Raw genomic sequence first — 17,994 nt, forward strand, 5'->3', positions numbered from 1 at the left:
TTTCTCAGCACGGCGGTCACCACTCGCCCGGAACGACGATCACCACGTGCCGGGTACGGCGGTCACCGCTCGCCCAGCACGGCCGTCACGATGTGCGCAGCACGGCGCTCAGTTCGGCGATCCGGTCCGGTCCCACCCGGCAGCAACCTCCGATGAGCCGCGCCCCGGCGTCCCGCCATGCCCGCACCCGGGGCGCGCCGAACGTCGGCCGCCCCCGCCAGCCACGTGCTCCGGCATCCCACTCCTCTCCGCTGTTCGGATAGACCACCACCGGCTTTCCGGTGGTGTCGGCCGCGATCTCCACGGCCCGGTCGGCGTCGTCCGGCGCACAGCAGTTGACCCCGACGGCGATCACCTGGTCGTTCCCGGCGGCCAGGGCGAACGCCTCGCTCAGGGGCTGCCCGGCCCGGGTGGCCTCCCCCGCGACGGTGTACGACAGCCAGACCGGCACCCCGCACCCCTCGGCGGCCCGCAGCAGCGCCACCGCCTCGTCGATGTCCGGCACGGTCTCCAGCGCCAGCACATCCGGTCCGGCACCGGCCAGGGCCTCGATCCGCGGCCGGTGGAACCGCTCCAACTCCTCCGCGCTCAGCCCATAGCGCCCGCGGTACTCGCTGCCGTCCGCCAGCATCGCGCCGTACGGACCGACGGAGGCGGCCACCCATCCCGGACCGGCCCCGGGGGCCCCGGCCGGACCCGGCTCCCCGCCGCCCGCCTCCCCACCGCCCGCCTCCTCGGCGGCGCTCCGGGCCAGCCGCACACTGCGCCGCAGCAGCTCCGTCGCCTCCTCCCGGCCCACCCCCCGGCGGGCGAACCCCTCATAGGTCGCCTGATAGCTGCTGGTGATCAGCACCTGTGCGCCCGCCCGCGCATACGCCGTGTGCGCGGCCTCGATCTGTCCCGGGTCGTCGGCGAGCAGCCGGGCCGACCAGAGGTCGTCGGCCAGATCGTTGCCCTGCGCCTCCAACTGGTTGGACAGCCCACCGTCGAGGACGAGCGGTGGGCCTTCCACCAGTGCGGCGGTGAAGGACGTCGAACGAGCGGACATCACAGGTGCTCCTGGTGGTTCGGCCGGTCGGCCGGTCGGCCGGTCAGCCCAGCTGGGCCTGGACCTGGGAGGAGATCAGCTCCAGGTGGTCGAGGTCGTCGAGGTCCAGGATCTGGAGGTAGATCCGGGACGCTCCGGCCTCCGTATAGCGACCGATCTTGTCCACAACCTCGGCCGGGGAGCCCGCCAGACCGTTCTCCTTCAGCTCCTCGACCTCCCTGCCGATCGCCCCGGCCCGCCGTGCGACCTCGGTGTTGTCCTTGCCTACGCAGGCCACCAGCGCGTTGGAGTACACCAGGTCGTCCCCCTTGCGCCCGGCGGCCTCGGCCGCCTCCCGCACCCGCCCGAACTGCCGCACACTGTCCTCGACCGAGGCGAAGGGCATGTTGAACTCAGCCGCGAACCGCGCGGCCAGCCGCGGGGTGCGGGTCGCCCCATGACCGCCGACCAGCACCGGCAGCCTGGACTGGGCGGGCTTGGGCAGCGCGGGCGAGTCGACCAGCTGGTAGTGGGTCCCGTCGTAGCTGTAGGTCTCGCCGACCGGTGTCTCCCACAGACCGGTGACGATCTCCAGCTGCTCTTCCAGCCGGGCGAACTTCTCCTTCGGGAACGGGATCCCGTAGGCCCGGTGCTCCTCCTCGAACCAGCCCGCGCCCAGCCCCAGCTCGACCCGTCCGCCGGACATCTGGTCGACCTGCGCCACCTGGATCGCGAGCACGCCCGGCAACCGGAAGGTGGCGGCGGTCATCAGGGTGCCCAGCCGGATCCGCCGGGTCTCGCGGGCCAGCCCGGCCAGGGTGATCCACGCGTCGGACGGGCCCGGCAGCCCCTCGACACCGCCCATGTGGAGATAGTGGTCCGAGCGGAAGAAGGCGTCGAAGCCCAGGGCTTCGGTGGCCTTGGCGACGGTCAGCAGGGTGTCGTAGCTCGCCCCCTGCTGGGGCTCGGTGAAGATGCGAAGATCCATGCACTCCATCCTGCCTCGTCATGCCGCGCCACCCCACTCTCCACTCCATTCGCGCACCGTGAGGTGCCTGAGCATGCCGTGCACCCGGTCTCTCGCCTCGTCAGCCGCGTCGATCGCTTCCACGCACTGCCAGTACAGCGCCTCCTCCTCGGTGTTGGAGGCCACCCCGACCAGGGCGAACCCCGCCTCCGCGAGCAGATCCCCCAGCGCGAGCAGCACCTCTTTGGGATCTCGCACCTCCGACAGCTGCGCGGCCCGTAAACCGCCGCTGTGCAGCGCGGGGTGGTGCAATGCGGGGTGGAAGAGGGCACCCCGCGCCCTGCCACCCGCCTCACACAGCCCTCGCGCCTCGGCCCGCGCCGCCGCCGGGCCGCTGACCACGAAATATCCGCCTACCGCCTCTGCCAGTGCCTGGACCTGCCAGGCTTCGGCCACGATGTCGTGCACGCTCCCGGCCTTTGCCAGGGCGTGCCGCGTGACACCGATCAGCCGCATCGCGTCCATGCCCCGTTCCCCTCTCAACGGATTTCCCGCACCCGTCACTCCTCCACTACCCAGAGTGATGACTAACAGGCCGAAAAGCTAGGGGAATTCAGGAATCTGTTGACAACAGTTGCGTTGTGGATAACTCAATCACTACCGAGAGTGATGATCAGAGTCCGTGGGGGCCGCCGCCGGGAACCGTCCCTCATTGCGGTCGATCTTCGCGGAGAGCGCGGCGAGCGCGTCGATCCCCAACACTTCGCAGAACTGGAGCAGATAGGCGAGTACATCGGCGACCTCGTCCTCCACCCGGGCCGCCTGCCCCGCGTCCTCCATCACCCGCGCCGACTGCTCCGGCGTCAGCCACTGGAAGATCTCCACCAGCTCCGAGGCCTCGACGCTCAGCGCCGCCGCGAGGTTCTTGGGGGTGTGGTATCGCTGCCAGTCGCGCACCGCCGCGAAGGTGGCCAGCCTGCGCTGCAGCCCCGCCACATCGAGGCCGTCGGACCGCCGCCCGGACTCGGACGACCCGCCCTCGACCGCCTCGCTCGTGGGGGACGCGTGCTCAGGGAACTCGTTCTCAGGAACGTCGTGCTCAGGGGACTCGCTCACGCCCCAGGTCTACCACCGTGACGGGGGCGCCCCCCATCGCCCCCGTCACGTCCCCCACCGTCCCCACGAGCCGGATGTGCCCCCGTGCGCACATCCGGGCCGCCACCCCCAGCAGTTCCCGGGCCTGCCGCCGGTCCAGACACCGGTCGAACCCGTCGGCCAGCACCGTCAGCACCTGACGCGCGGGCAGCACATCGGCCGCCGGGTCCACCGCCAGCACCCCCGGCCCGGTCAGCAGCACCAGCGCGAGCGCGATGTAGCGCAGCTCACCGTCCCCCAGCCGCTCCACCGGCATGGCCCCCAGCGGCCCCTGTTCCAGCAGGGCGCGCACCACCCCGTCCGCGCGCCCCTCCGTCACCAGGCCCTCGACCGGCCCCGCGCACCCCGCCCGGACCGCCGCGACCAGCGCCGCGTGGCGGCTGCCGCACTCCCGGCTGGTCCGTCGCAGCACCGCCGCCAGGTTCTCGCAGCCGCCGCGTAACCGGCCGTCGCGCGGCGGCGCCGGTGCCCGCATCCGCTCCGGCCGCGGATCGCAGGGGAAGACCGAGCGCAGCGCGATGACAACCTGCTCGGCGGCGGACAGCGCCAGCCGCTGCCCCTCCGTGGTGCCCGCCACCCGCAGCGGCAGCAGTGAGGTGGCCAGCCGGTCGTCGGGCAGCGGAGCGCGGGTGACCGCGACCGCCCCGGCGGTGTGCCAGGCCGCCTGGACACAGCGCCGCCCGGGGTCGCGCAGCGCCGTCTCCAGCAGGGTCTCCCCCGCGCCGGTCAGCCGCTCGCCCACGATCCGCAGCTCGGGCTCGGCCTGCACGGCCACGTCCAGCCGCACCGGCCCGACCGGACCGTCCACCGTGCAGCCGATCCGGAAGCCCCGCCGCCCCTGCCGGTCCGGCCGTGCCCAGCGCGGGATGTACGCCGCCGGATCGCGGAACACCTCCGGGAGCCGGGCACCGCCCGCGAGCCGCGCGAGCGCCGCGTACGCCTCCAGCACACCGGACTTGCCGCTGCCGCTCGGACCGGAGATCAGGGTCAGCGGGCCCAGCGAGAAGGCGGCACGGCGGTGCCTTTTGAAGGCCGAAAGTCTCAACTCGGAGACGATGGGCCGCAGTTCGGTCCTGGGCAGCAGCCCCGATGCGCTCATGCCTGGAACATATCCCTGGAATATACCGGCGAACCGTTACGCCTTCCGTATCTTCCTACCATCGGGGGATAAGGGCGGTTACCAAAGATGACTCTGAGCACGCAGAGGGCCGAAGAAAATGGAGTGGCCGGTGTGACCACACGTACGGAAGGCTCGGGAACAGCAACAGCAACAGCAACAGCAACAGCGACACGGGGAGAGCGAGCACACCATGAGCGGCGCGGACACCACGGCGACACCCGGCACCCTGGCACCGGACCGCGAGATCACGGTCAGGCTCGTCAAACAACCCCGCCCCGACGTCCGTTACCCCGCGACCGTGGTCACCGACGACGGAAAGCGGCTGACCGTGCGCGCCCCCTGGGCCGGTGCGGCGGTCCGCGACTTCGGCTTCGTCCGCTTCGAGCACGGCGACGTCTTCACCGAGCACTACTGGCGCGACCGCTGGTACGCGGTCAAGGAGGTCCGGTCGGCCTCCGGCGCGCTCAAGGGCTGGTACTGCGACATCACCCGGCCCACCGTCGTCGAGCCGGACACCCTCGTCGTCACCGACCTCGACCTGGACCTGTGGGTCTCGGCGGACCGGACGGCCGTCCTGCGGCTGGACGAGGACGAGTTCCTGGAGAGCGGGCTCGCCGAGCGTGACCCGGCCGCCGCCGAACGGGCCCGCGCCGCCCTGGACGACCTCGAACGGCTCGCCCGCGAGGGCGGGTTCGACGCCCTGCTCAGCGGGGGCGCGGCGCGGGACGGCCGTGGCTGACAACACCTTCTGGATCGCCGCCCTCACCGGTGGCACCGCGGTCGTGGCCAGTTGGGTCACCAGCCGCGGCAACACCAGGGCGGCCCGGATACAGGCGGACACCGCGGCCATCGCCCAGCGGGCGGAGCGGCTGCGGGACAGCAGGCGCACGGCCTATCTCGATCTCATCGAACAGGCCCACGGCATCTGTGAGTTGTACTGGGAGGTGTCCGCGGCCGACCGGACCGGCGAGGCCCGGCGCCGCCCCGAGGTCCTCGACGAACTGGCCGAGCGCGAACGCGACGAGTACGGCAAGATGCGCCGCTGCGTCCGTGTGGTGGAGCTGGAAGGTCCGCCCGCGGCGGCCACCGCGGCGAACGCGTTGCAGAAGGCGACCGGTCCCTTCCACCGGGCCCTGGGCGCGATGCGCTCCGGTGACGCGGAGGCGGCGGGCCGCTTCGACGACGCCTACCGGCCGTTCTGGGAGACCCTCACGGCGTTCGTCGACGCCGCGCGGACCGCGCTGCACGAGGTGTAGCGGCGCCTCACGCGGCCGGCGCCCCTGCCCCGCGGTAGACCAGTGCCGCCGCCGCGAGGTCGGCGAGTCCGCTGCCGACGGTCTTGAACACGGTGATCTGCTCGCTGTCGCGGCGGCCTGGCACCTCCCCGCGGCACAGCTGCGGCAGTGTGCCCACCACACCGTCCCGGTCGAGGGCACCGGAGGCGATCGGCTGGGTCAGATCGCCGGACTCCTCCAGGGCGACGGGGGTGTCGATGTAGACCGAGCCGCGCCGAACGCAGGTGTCGTCCGCCTCCCGCATGGTGGGCTGGAAGCTGCCGATCAGATCGAGGTGAGTGCCGGGCCGCAGCCACTCGCCGCGCACCACCGGTTCGGTGGCGAGCGTCGCGCAGGTGATGACATCGGCCGAGGCCACGGCCTCGGCCCGGTCCGGGGCCACCCGTGCGTCCATCCCCTCCGCGCGCAGACCCTCGGCCAGCCGCTCGGCGCGTGCGGGAGTGCGGTCGTGGACGAGCACGGTGCGGATGCCGAGCACACTGCGGTACGCGGCCGCCGCGAGGCTGCCGACATGGCCCGCGCCGATGACCAGATGGGTCGTGCTGTCCGGGCGGGCGAGAAAGGAGGCGGCGAGCGCGGAGGTGGCCACCGTACGGCGCCGGGTCAGCTCGTTGCCGTCGATCAGCGCGAGGTGCTCACCGGTGGCGGCGTCGGCGAGGAGGTAGGCGGAGGACAGCGCCGGGCGCCCCTGGTCGGCGTTGCCGGGGAAGACGTTGACCAGCTTGACGCCCACGAAGTCGCCCTCGTCCCAGGTCCCTCGGGTCCAGGACGGCATGAGGAGCAGGGTGGCGTTGCTCGCCTCGTCGAGGGTGTGGTGGTGCCGGGGCGGGGTGTGCGCGCCGCGGGCGAAACCCCGGCGCAGCGCGGGGATCAGCGCGTCGAACGGCAGCGCCCGGACGGTGTTCTCGGGGGTGAAGTGCAGCATGGCGTCCTTGGGGCGTGAGCGAGGGAGATCCTGTTACGGTTGAGTAACCGGTTACCGGCTACCGTTCCGGGTACGATGCAACCCTCTCGCCCCGACGTCAAGGGCCGAGGGCGCACGGGCAGATGACAGCCATGGGAGGGGCAGAGGTGACCGAGCCGGAATCCGCACCGCTGCACCGCACCAGCCTGCGCGACCAGATCCTCGCGATGGTCCGGCAGGCCCTGGTCTCCGGTGAGATCCGCCCGGGTGACATCTACTCGGCGGCGGCCCTGGCGACCCGGCTCGGCGTCTCCAGCAGCCCGGTGCGCGAGGCCATGCTGACCCTGGTCAACCAGGGCCTGATGGAGCCCGTCCGCAACCGCGGCTACCGCGTCGTCCCGATGAGCGAGCACGACCTCGACGAGATCCACGAGATACGGCTGTTCCTGGAGATCCCCGGCACCCTGAAGGCGGCCGCCCTCGCCGGACCGGAGGATCTGCGCCGTCTGGAGGCGATCGCGGAGGACATCGAGGCCGCCGCCGAGGCGCGCGACGTCCCCCGTCTCCTCGACGCCGACCGGCGCTTCCATCTCGAACTGCTGGCGCTCGGCGGCAACGGTCGCCTTGTCGACACGGTCGCCGCGCTGCGCGACCGGACCCGGTTGTACGGCCTGGAGGCGCTCGCCGCACGCGGGTCGCTCGGCGGCGCCGCCGGTGAGCACCGCGCCATCCTGGCGGCCGTCGCCGAGCGGGACACCGGCCGGCTGGAAGGCCTGCTCCGTGAGCATCTGCACCATGTCCGCGCCGACTGGGCGCGCCCGGAGGCACCCGACTCCGGCTGACCCCCCGGCCCGTCAGCGCATCGCGCCGGCCTCCCGCGAGCCACGCAAGGCCGTCGCGTACGCCGTCCCCTCCCGGCGGCGCCGCCGCAACCCCCGTCCCCACAGCGCGAACCCGGTCGCGACGAGCAGTAGATACACCGGCACCAGCAGGCCCGCGTCCCCCGCGCCGTGCTCGACGTACCAGCCCGCGTGGCGCCTGTCGCCCTCCAGGGCGATCCGGTTGACGGTCAGAAAGGTCAGATGGACGCCGATGGAGGTCCACAGCGGAGCCCGGGCCAGGGCCGTCCGCGCCGCGACCAGGGTCAGCCCGAACACCACGATCAGGATCAGGTAGTCCACCGGGTTCTGCCCGTCGGGCGCGATGCCGATCGGCCCCGCGTCCTCCCCGGCCAACCGTGCCGCCCCGGCGGCCACGACCGTCGACGCCCCCGGGACCAGCAGGAACACCGCCGTGGTGGCCAGCGCGGTGACCGTACCGCCGAACCGCCCGCGCAGCGAGGTCCAGGTGTAGCCGCGCAGGGTCGTCTCCTCCGGCAGGGCCTCCAGCAGCAAGGCGACCACCGCGTTCGAGACGAGGAACCCGGCCAGCGCACCGGGATCCGGATCCGACCAGTGCAGCAGGCCCCCGGCCGTCGCCGCGCCCAGGACGAGCGTCGCCGCTGCAGCCGTCACGCCCACCCCGGCCAGGAAAGCGCCCACGCTCGCCCACGGCCCGCCGAACCCGAGCCGCCGCGGTGACCGGCCCCGGTGCGCCACGGCCACCAGCGGAAGGGCGGTGGCCGTGACGAGCGCGGCCGGTATCAGACGCGCCGCGAGCCCCGACGCTCCCACGGCGTCGGCGACGGCCGGGCCCAGCCCGGTACCGGCGCCCAGCGCCGTCGCCATGATGAGCCCGCCGGTCAGCGCCCGGCCCAGCGCCCCGGCCCATGCGACGCCGGGCATCCCCCGCAGGAATTCCGCCATCTGTCCACTCCCCCGAGATCGAGCCGAACGCGGCGCCCGGCACCGGGCGCCGCGCCTACGCCCCCATCCTCACCGGCAGTCGGGGGCGCGATCTCCTGCCCAAGGGGGAAAGCGCGCTACATCCTTCGGCCCACCACGGCGGGCCGCCGGGTCAGCCGTTCTCGCGCTGCGGCTCCAGCCGTGCTCGATGCGGACCCGGTCGAAGTCCTGGAGGTTGTGGCGGGCGTCCTCGACCGCGCGCTTGGAGGACTCGATACCGAGCACCGCGCCGCTCTCCCCGACCCGCCAGGTGCGGCCCGCGGCGCACTCACGGACGAAGGGGCAGCCGTGGACCCGGTGCACCAGCCTGACCCGGTCCCGGCCGCGCGACTCGGCGGCCCGCATGACCAAGACCGGCCGGTCCGGCTCGACGATCGGCAGCCTGCCACCGGGGCTCGGAGTGAGCACGACCTGACGGTCCGAGGAGCCGGTGGCGGCAATCGCCTCCACCGTCTCGACCGAGTCCGGCGATGCCGGAACGAGGGAACGAGGGGTGGACGTCGAGCCCCCCGGCCGATCGCAGCCTGGGTCATCCCTATCCGGGCTGAGCCCCCAGAGGACGGAGGAATCGGCTCGGCTTCCCGTTCCATGTGATGGTGAGAGCGTCACGGGCCCGGGTCGCCGCGACGAACAGCAGCGAGCGGGCCCGCTGCAGCTCACGCTTGTGACGCGAACGGTCGGTCCGTTCCCACGCGTCCACGGACGAGCGGGGGACCAGCCCCTCGGAGACCCCGGCGATGATCATGCGACGGTATTCGAGCCCCTTGAAGCGGTACATGGTGCCGACATGCACGCCCTCATCGCGCCTGGGCCCCTCCGGAGTGATGGGCGTGGCCAGGATGCCCCTGCGGCCGAGCCGGAAGACGACATCGTCCACCATGCCGTTCGTGGGGACACAGATCGCGACGGACTCTCGCGGGATGTCGTGCCATGCCTGGAGCTGCTCCACCACCAGGTCCAGCTCCTGGTCCCAGCTCTCGGCGCATCGCAGTGCCGGCCGCAGACCGTGCAACACGGACCGGTATCCGGCCAGGTCTTCGGAACTCCCGTCGAGGTCGTCGTAGTCGGTGCCTTCGAGGACACCGAGCGCCGACCCCAGAATCTCCCGCGTCGTGCGGTAGCTGAGGGTCAGTTTGGCCGAGCGGCCCCGGATGTTGATGCCCAGACTGCCGAGGGTGACCTGATTGTCGTAAATCCTCTGGTGCGTGTCACCGGCGAGAAAGATGTCGTTCGGCTGCTGCGGCACCATCGCGCGCAGCATCTTCCAGTGCGCGGCGCTGAGGTCCTGGGCCTCATCGACGACGATGTGCTGGTAGCGATATCGCAGCCACGCACCGGTCCCGGACTCCACGTGAATGTTGCCCGGCCCTCCGCGCTCATCCTCCTGCCGTCGGCGCTCCTCGATCCTGGCCTTGCGGGCGATCTCCATCTGGGCCGCGCGTTCGGCCACCTGCCGGTGAGTCTCCAGTCCGTCGGCGTCGAGCCGCTGGGTGAAGCGCTCGGCGAGCTGCCAGATTTCGGCCCGGTCTGCCCGGGAGACGCTGCGGCCCCGGCCCGCCCGGCGGGCCCGGAAGTAGTCGGCGCGGGAAGCCACCGCTTGGCCCAGGATCACCTGGTTCCACTCGTCGCTCAGGAATTCGGCGTCCCACCGGTTCTCGCCGGCCTCGACCAGGAGTTGCCGCCACCGGCCCAGGGCCTGGGTGTCGTCGATCCTCCGCTTGCTGCTGCCTGGGTCGGATTCGCTGACGACACGTGTCGCCAACTGGTCGACGTGCATGATGTCGACGCGGGCCAGCGTCCTGGGGCCGCCGAGTGAGATCAGACGTGTGCGCAGGTCGGCGGCCAGGTTCTTGTTGAACGTGGTGAGCAGGACCGGCTTGTTGTGACCCGGGGGCAGCTGATCGACGAGATGCTTCACCCGGTGCAGGGCGACGATCGTCTTTCCGGTGCCGGGCCCGCCGCCGACCCGGGCGGGGCCCGAGTAGGTGCGCTGCACCAGTTTCTCCTGCGTGGGGTGGAGGAAGACCTTCCACCGGCCGAAGTCGCCCTCTTCCAGGATGCTCTGGATCGCGTCGTCGTCGGTGATCACCACGGCGGCCGAGCGTTCGATGGCCGCCCGCCAGTCCCCGGCGTCGAACTCCGCGTCGGGCTCGACCGCGACCGGCTCGGTGACCTGCTCCATGACCTGCTCATACGGAATGCCGTCACGCAGCCTGAGCAGCACCTCGCCGGTATGCCGGGGCGCGTACTCGGCGAGGCCGAGGAGTTCATCGTCCGTGGTCAGCTTCAGGGCGATCGGGATGAGCGGCTCGGTCACACCGAGGTCGGCCAGCTGCTGTGCGCTGTACTCGGCGAACAGCGGCTTGCCGGTCTCCGTTTGAGGCGCCGCCTCCTCCTGAGACGCCGCTTCCGGCCGGGCCTCCGGCTCCGGCGTGGCCTGTGGTGCGGGCGCCTCCCGGCGCAGCACGTCTTCCTCGACCACGTGGAGGTCCACGTACTCGATCGCACCGGTGACCTGGTTGATGCCGTAGGCCAGACGGTCCAGGTTCCGGTGGACGTGTCCGCGGTGCTTGACCGATACCAGCAGCCAGTCGTTGCCGCCGAGCCGGAGCAGCAGGGCCCGGTACTCCCGGTTGACGCGCGCGGACCACAGCCGCTCGTGCCCCTTGAGGGGCTTGAGGTCGAAGCCGCCCGCCTCGGGGTTCTTGCGGAATTCGTGCTGGAATTTGTAGACCGCTCCGACGATCGCCCGGTCCAGCTTGACGATCTCCTTGTCCGCCTTGTCCAGCAGACGCAGGGTCGCACCCGTGGTCGGTGCACCGGTGCTGGTCATCGGTCGTGCTCCTCGTCGTGGTTGTCGTCAGGACCGTGGTCCGCGGCGGGCCGCGCGAGTGCGTCCGCGAGTTCCCGGACGTCCCACTCGGTGGCGGGCCGGACGTGCCAGCCCTCGGCGGCGTAGGCCCGGTCGCGATCCTCGGCGTCGGCGTCCGGGGTGCCGTCGGCGCCCCGCTGGTGGGCCAGGACCACGCCGATGCGGTGGCCGGGCCAGGCCAGTTCGGCGGGCCAGGCCGCTTCCCCCAGCTCGAAGCCCGCCTCGGGCACCAGCACGCCCATGGCGGCCAGTTCCTCGGCCAGTTCGGCAAGTCCGGGCTCCTCCACGAGGTAGGCGATCACCTCGTCCCACGCGGGATCGCGTACGGCTTCAGCGTGCGGCTCGGCCTTCCGGGCCTCCTGTCGCGCGGCACCCGCGCCGGGGCTGGTAGCCGGTTCGTGTACCCGCCGGTGCGACTCCAGCCAGCCCGCGCCGCCGGTCACGGCCAGCTCGGCCGGGTCGAAGCCGGGAAGCTGACTCGACGTGAGCTGTACGCCGTCCCCCTCGCCGTCGCCGAGGAACTGGAGGAGGTTGGTCCAGTACAGCCAGGCCTGCCAGCGCCTGCGGTGGGCGTTCTCGTCGCCACCGACCGCTTCCGGACGGTCGTCGAGCACGGTCAGCGCTGTCCATACCGCCCCGGCCTGTCCCTTGCGTAGATCGAGTGCGACGGTCAGGGGGCAGCCACTGCGATCCCACGTCGCCATGACCTGGACGGCCCCTCGCCCCCCGGACAGCCGCTTCCCCGCCAGCGCCTCGCCGACGCGCAGTCCGGTCTCGGGGCCGTCCGCGAGGGCCCGGCTGGTCGCGGACACCGCGGCGAACCCGGCGAGGGCGCTCTGGGTCCGCCGCCGCCACAGGTCGAGGTCCGGGCTGGTCAGATAGCCGATCAGGGTCTCCACCGGGTTGGCCCAGACGAAGCGCGGCAGGTCGCGGGGGTCGCCCCCGTGCATGCGCCGGTGGATGTCGGACGCGGTCTTCTGCGCCGTGTTCTGGTAGGGCACCCACACCGGCTCGGCGGATGGCTTCGACTGACCCGTCCAGGCCCGTACGTCGTCCCAGGTGAGCTGGAAGACCTGCCAGCCGCGTTCGGAGCGCAGCCGGGTGCGTTTGGCCGCGTCGTCGGCGACACGGTTGTGCGCGGGGCTCGCGTGGTAGCGGTAGCCGTCGAGGTAGACGGCGACACGCCGGTCGTCATCCAGGCTCCGGAAGACCACGTCTGGCACGGTGAACCCGAGGTGGACTTGCGTCTCCATGCGCCAGCCGCTGACCTTGCCGCCGGGCGCCCTGAACCGCAGCGTGATGTCGCGCTCGCCGTCCGGGGTGAGCGCGGTGCGCACGCTGACCTCGTCGACACCCTCCGCCCACGCGAGCAGCCCGCGCCGGAACAGCCCTTCCAGCTCGCTCTCCACCTGGCGCACCAGGGTGATGTCCCCGGTCGTGGTGGCTTCCTCGATGTCCCAGCCCTCCCCGGTGGGGCCGAGGATTTCGCCGAGCATGTCGAGGGCGTGTTCGCGGGAGACGAGCTCGTACTCGCTGTCGGCGACATGCCGCAGCAGGCAGCGGTGGCAGGCGGGGCGCTTCTCCCCGACGCACACACAGGTTTCGATGACCTCCCGGGCCCGGGTCAGCACGTCGTACAGCCCACCGGGGGCCGCGAGACGGTGCAGATAGCCGGTGCCGCCGGGCAGGGTGTCGTAGAGCACGAGGAAGTGCCTGCGCACGTCCGCGTCACCACCGGGCTCGGGCATCGAGTCGGTGACGACGGCCAGGTGATCGGGGTCGCCGCCGTAGCTCCGCGCGATGCCCGCGAGGAGCACCGCCTTGAACGAGGCGAGCCGTTCCTGGGTGTGGGCGGTGACGGCGGGGATGAGGACGCGCAGCGCCTCACTGCGCAGCTCGTGGGCGAGCAGCAGCTTGACGCCCCGCTCCGCGTCCCCGCTCCCATCGGCCCGGGTTCCGTCGGCGGCCCGTTCACGCAACCGGGGACACCAGGGCCGGTGGTACTTCGTGGGCCGCGCCGGTACGAACGCCTCTTGCGCTTCGGTGGTGGGTCCGCCGTCGGGGTCGGCGTATCCGCACGCATCGCAGACCCAGAAGGGGTTGAGCCGCGCCCGGCGCCCGGCGAAGGCGTCGTCCGCTCCGCCGTCCACCCGGGACGCGCCCACGTTGATGTGCCGGATCACGGCCTGGCGGGTGAACTCCCAGCCGAACGTGGCCTTCGTGTGCCGCCGCGCCACCTCGATCCCTTCGTGCGGGATGTCCACGGCCGGTACGACCGTGTAGTGGCGGCGTTCGCGCTCGTCGGTGTCGTCCCGTACGCGTACGTCGTCCCGCTGGTCCCTGGACGTGACGCGGTGCGGCACCAGCACCTTGTGCAGACAGCCCACGTCGCCGATGGCGGCGGAGCGGCAGCGCGGGCAGGCGGAGGAGTCCGCTTGCGCCTGGTGGTCGCGGACGTATCCGCAGTCGGGGCAGATCCGCCACCAGATCCAGGCCGGGCGGCGGGGGCTGCCGATGTCGAGGCCGGTGATCCGGTGCTTATAGCCCTGGACGTAGTAGTGGTTGCCGGGCGCGAAGTCCTCCAGGGCCAGGCGTGCCGAGCGTTCGTAACTGAACGGCTTGCTGCGGTATTCGGGGCGCTCGCCCCCGTTGTCCTCCCGCCACAGGAGGGTGGCCTCCAGCTCGGTGAGGGAGTCGACGAGGCTGTAGTTGGGCAGCAGCCCGAGGTCGACGAGGGCGCCGTGCGCGGTGGTGCGGCTGATCTGGCCCGCGCGCCTGGCCACGGCCCGCCGTTCGGCGCGCAGTTCGCGGCGCTGTCGGTCGTGTTCGGGGTCGCCGGCCACCAGCGCCTCGTGCGCCCGGTCGATGGCCTCGATGCGGCCCCGCATCTCGGCTCGCCGGCCCTCCCACTGCTCGCGGGCCCGGTCCAGGGCCCGGGCGAGCCCTCCGGTCGCGTACCCGCGCAGCTCGTCGGCCGCTTGCGGGCTCACGCCCGTCCCCTTCTCCTCGTCGTACGGGGGGAAGAGCGCGAGGAACTCCTCGGCCAGCCGCGCGCCGTCGGCGAGCGCGGCCTGACGGAATTCGGCTGCCCAGCCCGACGGGCCGAACAGCTCGGTGGCCAGGCGCGGCAGTGGCATGACCGGGGTCCGGTCGCCGTCCGGGGTGGTCAGGCCTCCCGCACCGGCACGGTCGAGGAGAAAGGCGAGGTACTGGCGGCGCAGGATCTCGATGGCGGACAGGAAGCATCCGGGCGGCTGGATGTCCCCGGCGATCATCTGCCGCGGGTCGTCCAGGTAGTAGCGGTCCCGGGGCCCCCGGTCGACCATGGTCAGCAGGTAGGCGTTGCCGGTGGCGCGGCCGGCCCTGCCCACCCGCTGGACGTAGTTGGCCGGTCCCTTGGGCAGCGAGGCGAGGACCACCGCGGACAGGTCGCCGATGTCGATGCCCAGTTCCAGGGTCGGGGTGCAGGAGAGGACCTGTGGGTTGGCGTAGTGGGCGTCGGTTCCCGCACGGAACGCCTTCTCCACGGCCTCCCGCTTGGGGCGGCTGAGGGTGCCGGTGTGCTCGGCGGTGTTGATGGTGAACACCCCGGCCTCCCGGTACATCCGCCGGTAGAAGTCCTCGGTGAAGTCCCGTCGCCGCACACCGCTTTCCAGGTCGTGGCCGGTGCGCAGCGTGCCGCCGCAGCGGTAGCGCGGGCAGGGCAGTCCGTGCCACTGGTCGGCCAGGTCGGGGTGGATGGTCTGTTCCCAGGAGCAGACCGGGCAGTGGGCCGAGGCGTCGGCCACGGTGTCGTCCGCGAGCTTGCGCACCTGGACGTGGCCGGGCTGGAGCCCGAACACCCGGGTGGCGCCGTCCTTGGCGGTACGGGCCGAAAGGACCCCGGTGTCGACGAGGGCGGGCAGCAGCCGTACGAGGAAGGCGTTGGCGGCGTCCGGGCTCAGCCCGAGACTGCGCCGGGTCCAGTCCTGGTACCAGCCGAGCCGTCCGGTCAGGACGTCGAAGTCGTCGCTGCCCTGTTTGGGGCCGCCCAGCAGGAAGGCGGGGGCCGAGACCCCGGGCGGGAAGGCCGGCATACCGGTCGTACGTCCGCCCCAGATCGCCCAGCGCCGCACCCCTGCCTGGCCGATCCAGCCGTCGAGCCAGGCGTGCCGGATGGCGCCGCGGATGCGCAGCCGTTCCAGCAGGCCGCGGACATGGCCGACCCACCGTTCCGGGCCGGGCACGGAGCCGTCCGGCAGGGCGATGTCGCCGGGGGTGGTGTGCAGGAGTTCGCGGACGATCCCCGCGATGCCGTCCGGGTCGGTGAGGGGGACGTCCGCCGCGACGGTACGCGTCAGCTCCAGGGTGCGGCCCTGCCGGGAGCGGAGGCCGAACTCCAGGACGGCCGCGAAGGCGAGGCGCTGGGCGATGAGTTCCCAGGTGGCCTTGGAGCCGCGGCTTCGTCCGGAGAGCAGCGTGTCGACGCCCGGCACGACGTGCAGGTCCGGCGGAATCACAGCGGCCTGCACGGCCTTGCTGTCGACGACGTCCGCGATGAGGTCCGCCGCGAGGTCGCTGAGCGCGATCGGTTGCTCCTCGTCGATGCGGCTGGCGAGCAGCGAGCGAAAGGAGAAAGTGTACGAGCGGCTGGCGACGTATCCGGCGCGGTGGGCGGCGTCCTGGACCGAGTCGTTGAACAGGAGGGTCTTGTCCTCCTTGAGGTTCTTGTCCAACTCTCCGCCGGTGAAGAGCTGGGTGATGGAGGCGGCGGCGAGTGCTGCGAGCCCGGTACCGAGGTAGCGGATGGCGTTGAAGGTACGGCAGGCCGGGCACTGGTCGCCCTGCCCCGCCCGGTCGTCGGCCAGGTCCGTCAGCACGAACGCGGCGTCGTGCAGCGGCCTGGGCACCCGTGGCCCGTCGCCGTCGCGCGGCGCCTCGAAGTCCGACTCGGGCGACAGCGGGCGCAGACGGCCGCTCAGCCCGTCGAGCACCATCACGGTCGGCCCGCTGCGTGGCCGTTCGGTGACCAGGGCCGCCTCGTAGGCCTGCTGCGGGGTGGCCGCGATCATGTTGCGTACACGGCGCTTGTCGCGTCCCACGGAGGCGCGGCGGATCTTCGAGGCGTTCATGTCGAGGGTCGCCGGGTCCACCTCCGGGGAGAGCGCCGCCCAGCCCGAGCGGCCGCACTCGCGGCAGAAGACGGCGGGCAGGAACACCTGGGCGGGCGGCGCCGCGCTGTCATCAGCGGGCATGGCGAGAGCCGCGCCGTCCGCCGGACCGCCCCCGGGATCGTCGCCGGAAGTGCGGGCCAGTGTCCCGCCCGAGGCCACCCGCTCGTCGTCCCACCGGAACTCCGCCCGCGCCGCGCTGATCCCGCGCAGCACGCGGGAGACCGACCGCACCCAGTGGTGGATCTCGATGGACAGCAGCGGCCGCCCGGGGTGATCCGGGTCGCGGGCGGTCGACAGCAGGGCGACGTAGCGGGCGAGCGCTTGGGCGGCGACGGCCGGGTTCTGCTGGACGGCCATGCCCCAGTGGTAGGCGTACCGCGGCAGGACCTCCATGACCTCGCCGAGGGTGCGCGGGCGGCCGTCGAGGATCTCCAGGACCGCGGCGGTCAGCCGGTGACGGCGCAGCTGCCGGCCGAGCTGTTCGGGGCTCAGCCCGCTCTTGCCGGTGAACGCCGCGGCCAACTGGTCCAGGGCATCACGGTCCCGGGTGGGGTCGCCGAGGGCGGCCACCTCCTGCGGCGGCGGGAAGGGCAGCGCGAAGTCGCTCGCCCCCGCGAACTCCTGCACCGAGCGCCGGTCTTCCGCCACCACCGCCTCCGGTGGGAACGGCACGCCGAACACCTGCTCCGCCACGTCCAGCATGGAGGTGCCCGCCCCGCCGGGCCCGTTCTCCCCCAGGGTGGCCGAGGTGGCGACCGGGCAGACCGGGCCGAGCGGCCGCCCCGGCTCGGCCAGCCCGGTGACCGCGCCGAGCCTGCGCAGCAGCATCGCCACGTCCGTGCCCTGGGCCCCGTCGTAGGTGTGGAACTCGTCCAGGACGACATAGGTCAGCGCGGAACGCTCGGCCCCGTCGGGGGCCTGCCACAGCCGCTGGTCCTCGGGCCGCTGAAGCAGCAGGTCCAGCATCTTGTAGTTGGTGATCAGGATGTCCGGGCGGGTGCGCCGGATCTCGTCCCGGTCGACGGCCACGCGCGGGTTGGCCTGCTTGAACTCCTTCGACGCCTTGTCGCCGATGTACAGCCCGGCCCGCACGCCCGCGTCCCTGAGCCGCGCGTCGCGCGGGCTGTCCAGGTGGTCGTTGAGGCGCTGGGCCTGGTCGGTGGCCAGGGCGTTCATCGGATAGAGCAGGACCGCCTTGACCCCTTCCCGGCCGGCCTCCCGCTCCCGGCGGCAGTGATCGAGCAGCGGCACGAGGAACGACTCGGTCTTGCCGGAGCCGGTGCCGGTGGTCACCAGGGTGGGCCTGGCCGGGCCGTGGAGCGTGGACAGCCGCTCCCACGCGAGCTCCTGGTGCCGGTGCGGCCGGAAGCCGCGCGGCCACCAGGCGAGGTGCCGCTGCCAGCCGTCCCCTTCGGCGGGCCGGAAGGGGGTGCGGATGCGGAGGTAGGGGCCGCGGAAGATACCGTCCTCGGGGTCGCCGAGAAACCGCTCCAGGGCGCGCCGGGTGGATTCGTCCGCCAGCGCGTACGTCGTCGACAGGTACTGGCTCAAGCTGTCGCGCACCTGCTCGGCGGCGAGGGTCGGTCGCACGCGCCTCCTCCTCTTCTTCTGCTCCCGGTCTGCTCCCGGTGCTGCGGTGTGCCCGGTTTCGTCTGTG

12 protein-coding genes and 1 pseudogene are annotated in these 17,994 nt (G+C 72.5%); 3 read left to right on the top strand and 10 right to left on the bottom strand.

From position 1 onward, the window contains the following. Positions 1-85: 85 nt before the first annotated feature. The 5 genes from mmuM to HUT19_RS10360 all read right to left on the bottom strand — a co-directional run bounded on the left by mmuM (position 86) and on the right by HUT19_RS10360 (position 4,248). Positions 86-1,048: a homocysteine S-methyltransferase gene (mmuM, locus tag HUT19_RS10340; RefSeq protein WP_176180179.1), complete on the bottom strand. Its 963-nt coding sequence runs from the start codon at positions 1,046-1,048 to the stop codon at positions 86-88. Positions 1,049-1,091: 43 nt separating this feature from the next. Further along, positions 1,092-2,015: an LLM class F420-dependent oxidoreductase gene (locus HUT19_RS10345; RefSeq protein WP_176180180.1), complete on the bottom strand. Its 924-nt coding sequence runs from the start codon at positions 2,013-2,015 to the stop codon at positions 1,092-1,094. 18 nt (positions 2,016-2,033) lie between these two features. Continuing rightward, entirely contained in the window at positions 2,034-2,519 is a 486-nt protein-coding gene (locus HUT19_RS10350) for a DUF6099 family protein (protein ID WP_176180181.1), read from the bottom strand. 132 nt (positions 2,520-2,651) lie between these two features. Next, positions 2,652-3,110 (bottom strand): nucleotide pyrophosphohydrolase, encoded by a 459-nt coding sequence (locus HUT19_RS10355; RefSeq protein WP_368661684.1) that lies wholly within the window; start codon positions 3,108-3,110, stop codon positions 2,652-2,654. Beyond that, positions 3,094-4,248, bottom strand: a complete 1,155-nt coding sequence (locus tag HUT19_RS10360; RefSeq protein ID WP_176180182.1) for an ATP-binding protein — start codon at positions 4,246-4,248, stop codon at positions 3,094-3,096. Before HUT19_RS10360 ends, HUT19_RS10355 begins: the two co-directional genes overlap by 17 nt. Positions 4,249-4,459: 211 nt before the next feature. Here HUT19_RS10360 and HUT19_RS10365 point away from each other — a divergent pair, with 211 nt between their 5' ends. Further along, positions 4,460-5,008, top strand: coding sequence for a DUF402 domain-containing protein (locus tag HUT19_RS10365; RefSeq protein ID WP_176180183.1), 549 nt, complete (start codon positions 4,460-4,462; stop codon positions 5,006-5,008). Next, a complete protein-coding gene (locus tag HUT19_RS10370; protein ID WP_176180184.1) occupies positions 5,001-5,525 on the top strand; it encodes a hypothetical protein in 525 nt (174 codons plus the stop codon). Before HUT19_RS10365 ends, HUT19_RS10370 begins: the two co-directional genes overlap by 8 nt. Before the next feature lie 7 nt (positions 5,526-5,532). On the opposite strand, the gene HUT19_RS10375 is transcribed toward HUT19_RS10370, so the two are convergent. After that, positions 5,533-6,489 carry an ornithine cyclodeaminase family protein gene (locus HUT19_RS10375; RefSeq protein WP_176180185.1) on the bottom strand — a complete coding sequence of 319 codons (957 nt, stop codon included), beginning with the start codon at positions 6,487-6,489 and terminating at the stop codon, positions 5,533-5,535. Between the two features lie 146 nt (positions 6,490-6,635). On the opposite strand from HUT19_RS10375, the gene HUT19_RS10380 reads away from it, so the two are divergent. Continuing rightward, entirely contained in the window at positions 6,636-7,310 is a 675-nt protein-coding gene (locus HUT19_RS10380; protein WP_254885519.1) for a GntR family transcriptional regulator, read from the top strand. Between the two features lie 12 nt (positions 7,311-7,322). Here the strand turns inward: HUT19_RS10380 and HUT19_RS10385 are convergent, their stop codons facing one another. The 4 genes and pseudogenes from HUT19_RS10385 to HUT19_RS10400 form a co-directional block, all read right to left on the bottom strand. After that, the gene (locus HUT19_RS10385; protein WP_176180186.1) at positions 7,323-8,273 is read right to left on the bottom strand and encodes a CPBP family glutamic-type intramembrane protease; all 951 of its coding nucleotides are present in this window, start codon (positions 8,271-8,273) and stop codon (positions 7,323-7,325) included. A 177-nt stretch (positions 8,274-8,450) separates the two neighbouring features. Next, a pseudogene (locus HUT19_RS10390) lies at positions 8,451-8,771 on the bottom strand (RNA methyltransferase); the annotation flags it as partial. A gap of 76 nt (positions 8,772-8,847) precedes the next feature. Beyond that, positions 8,848-11,145 carry a UvrD-helicase domain-containing protein gene (locus HUT19_RS10395; protein WP_176180187.1) on the bottom strand — a complete coding sequence of 766 codons (2,298 nt, stop codon included), beginning with the start codon at positions 11,143-11,145 and terminating at the stop codon, positions 8,848-8,850. After that, the gene (locus HUT19_RS10400) at positions 11,142-17,927 is read right to left on the bottom strand and encodes a DEAD/DEAH box helicase (protein WP_176180188.1); all 6,786 of its coding nucleotides are present in this window, start codon (positions 17,925-17,927) and stop codon (positions 11,142-11,144) included. The genes HUT19_RS10395 and HUT19_RS10400 overlap by 4 nt, the downstream gene beginning before the upstream one ends. Between the last annotated feature and the right edge of the window lie 67 nt (positions 17,928-17,994).

This window comes from Streptomyces sp. NA02950, assembly GCF_013364155.1.
In the GTDB taxonomy this organism is placed as follows: domain Bacteria; phylum Actinomycetota; class Actinomycetes; order Streptomycetales; family Streptomycetaceae; genus Streptomyces.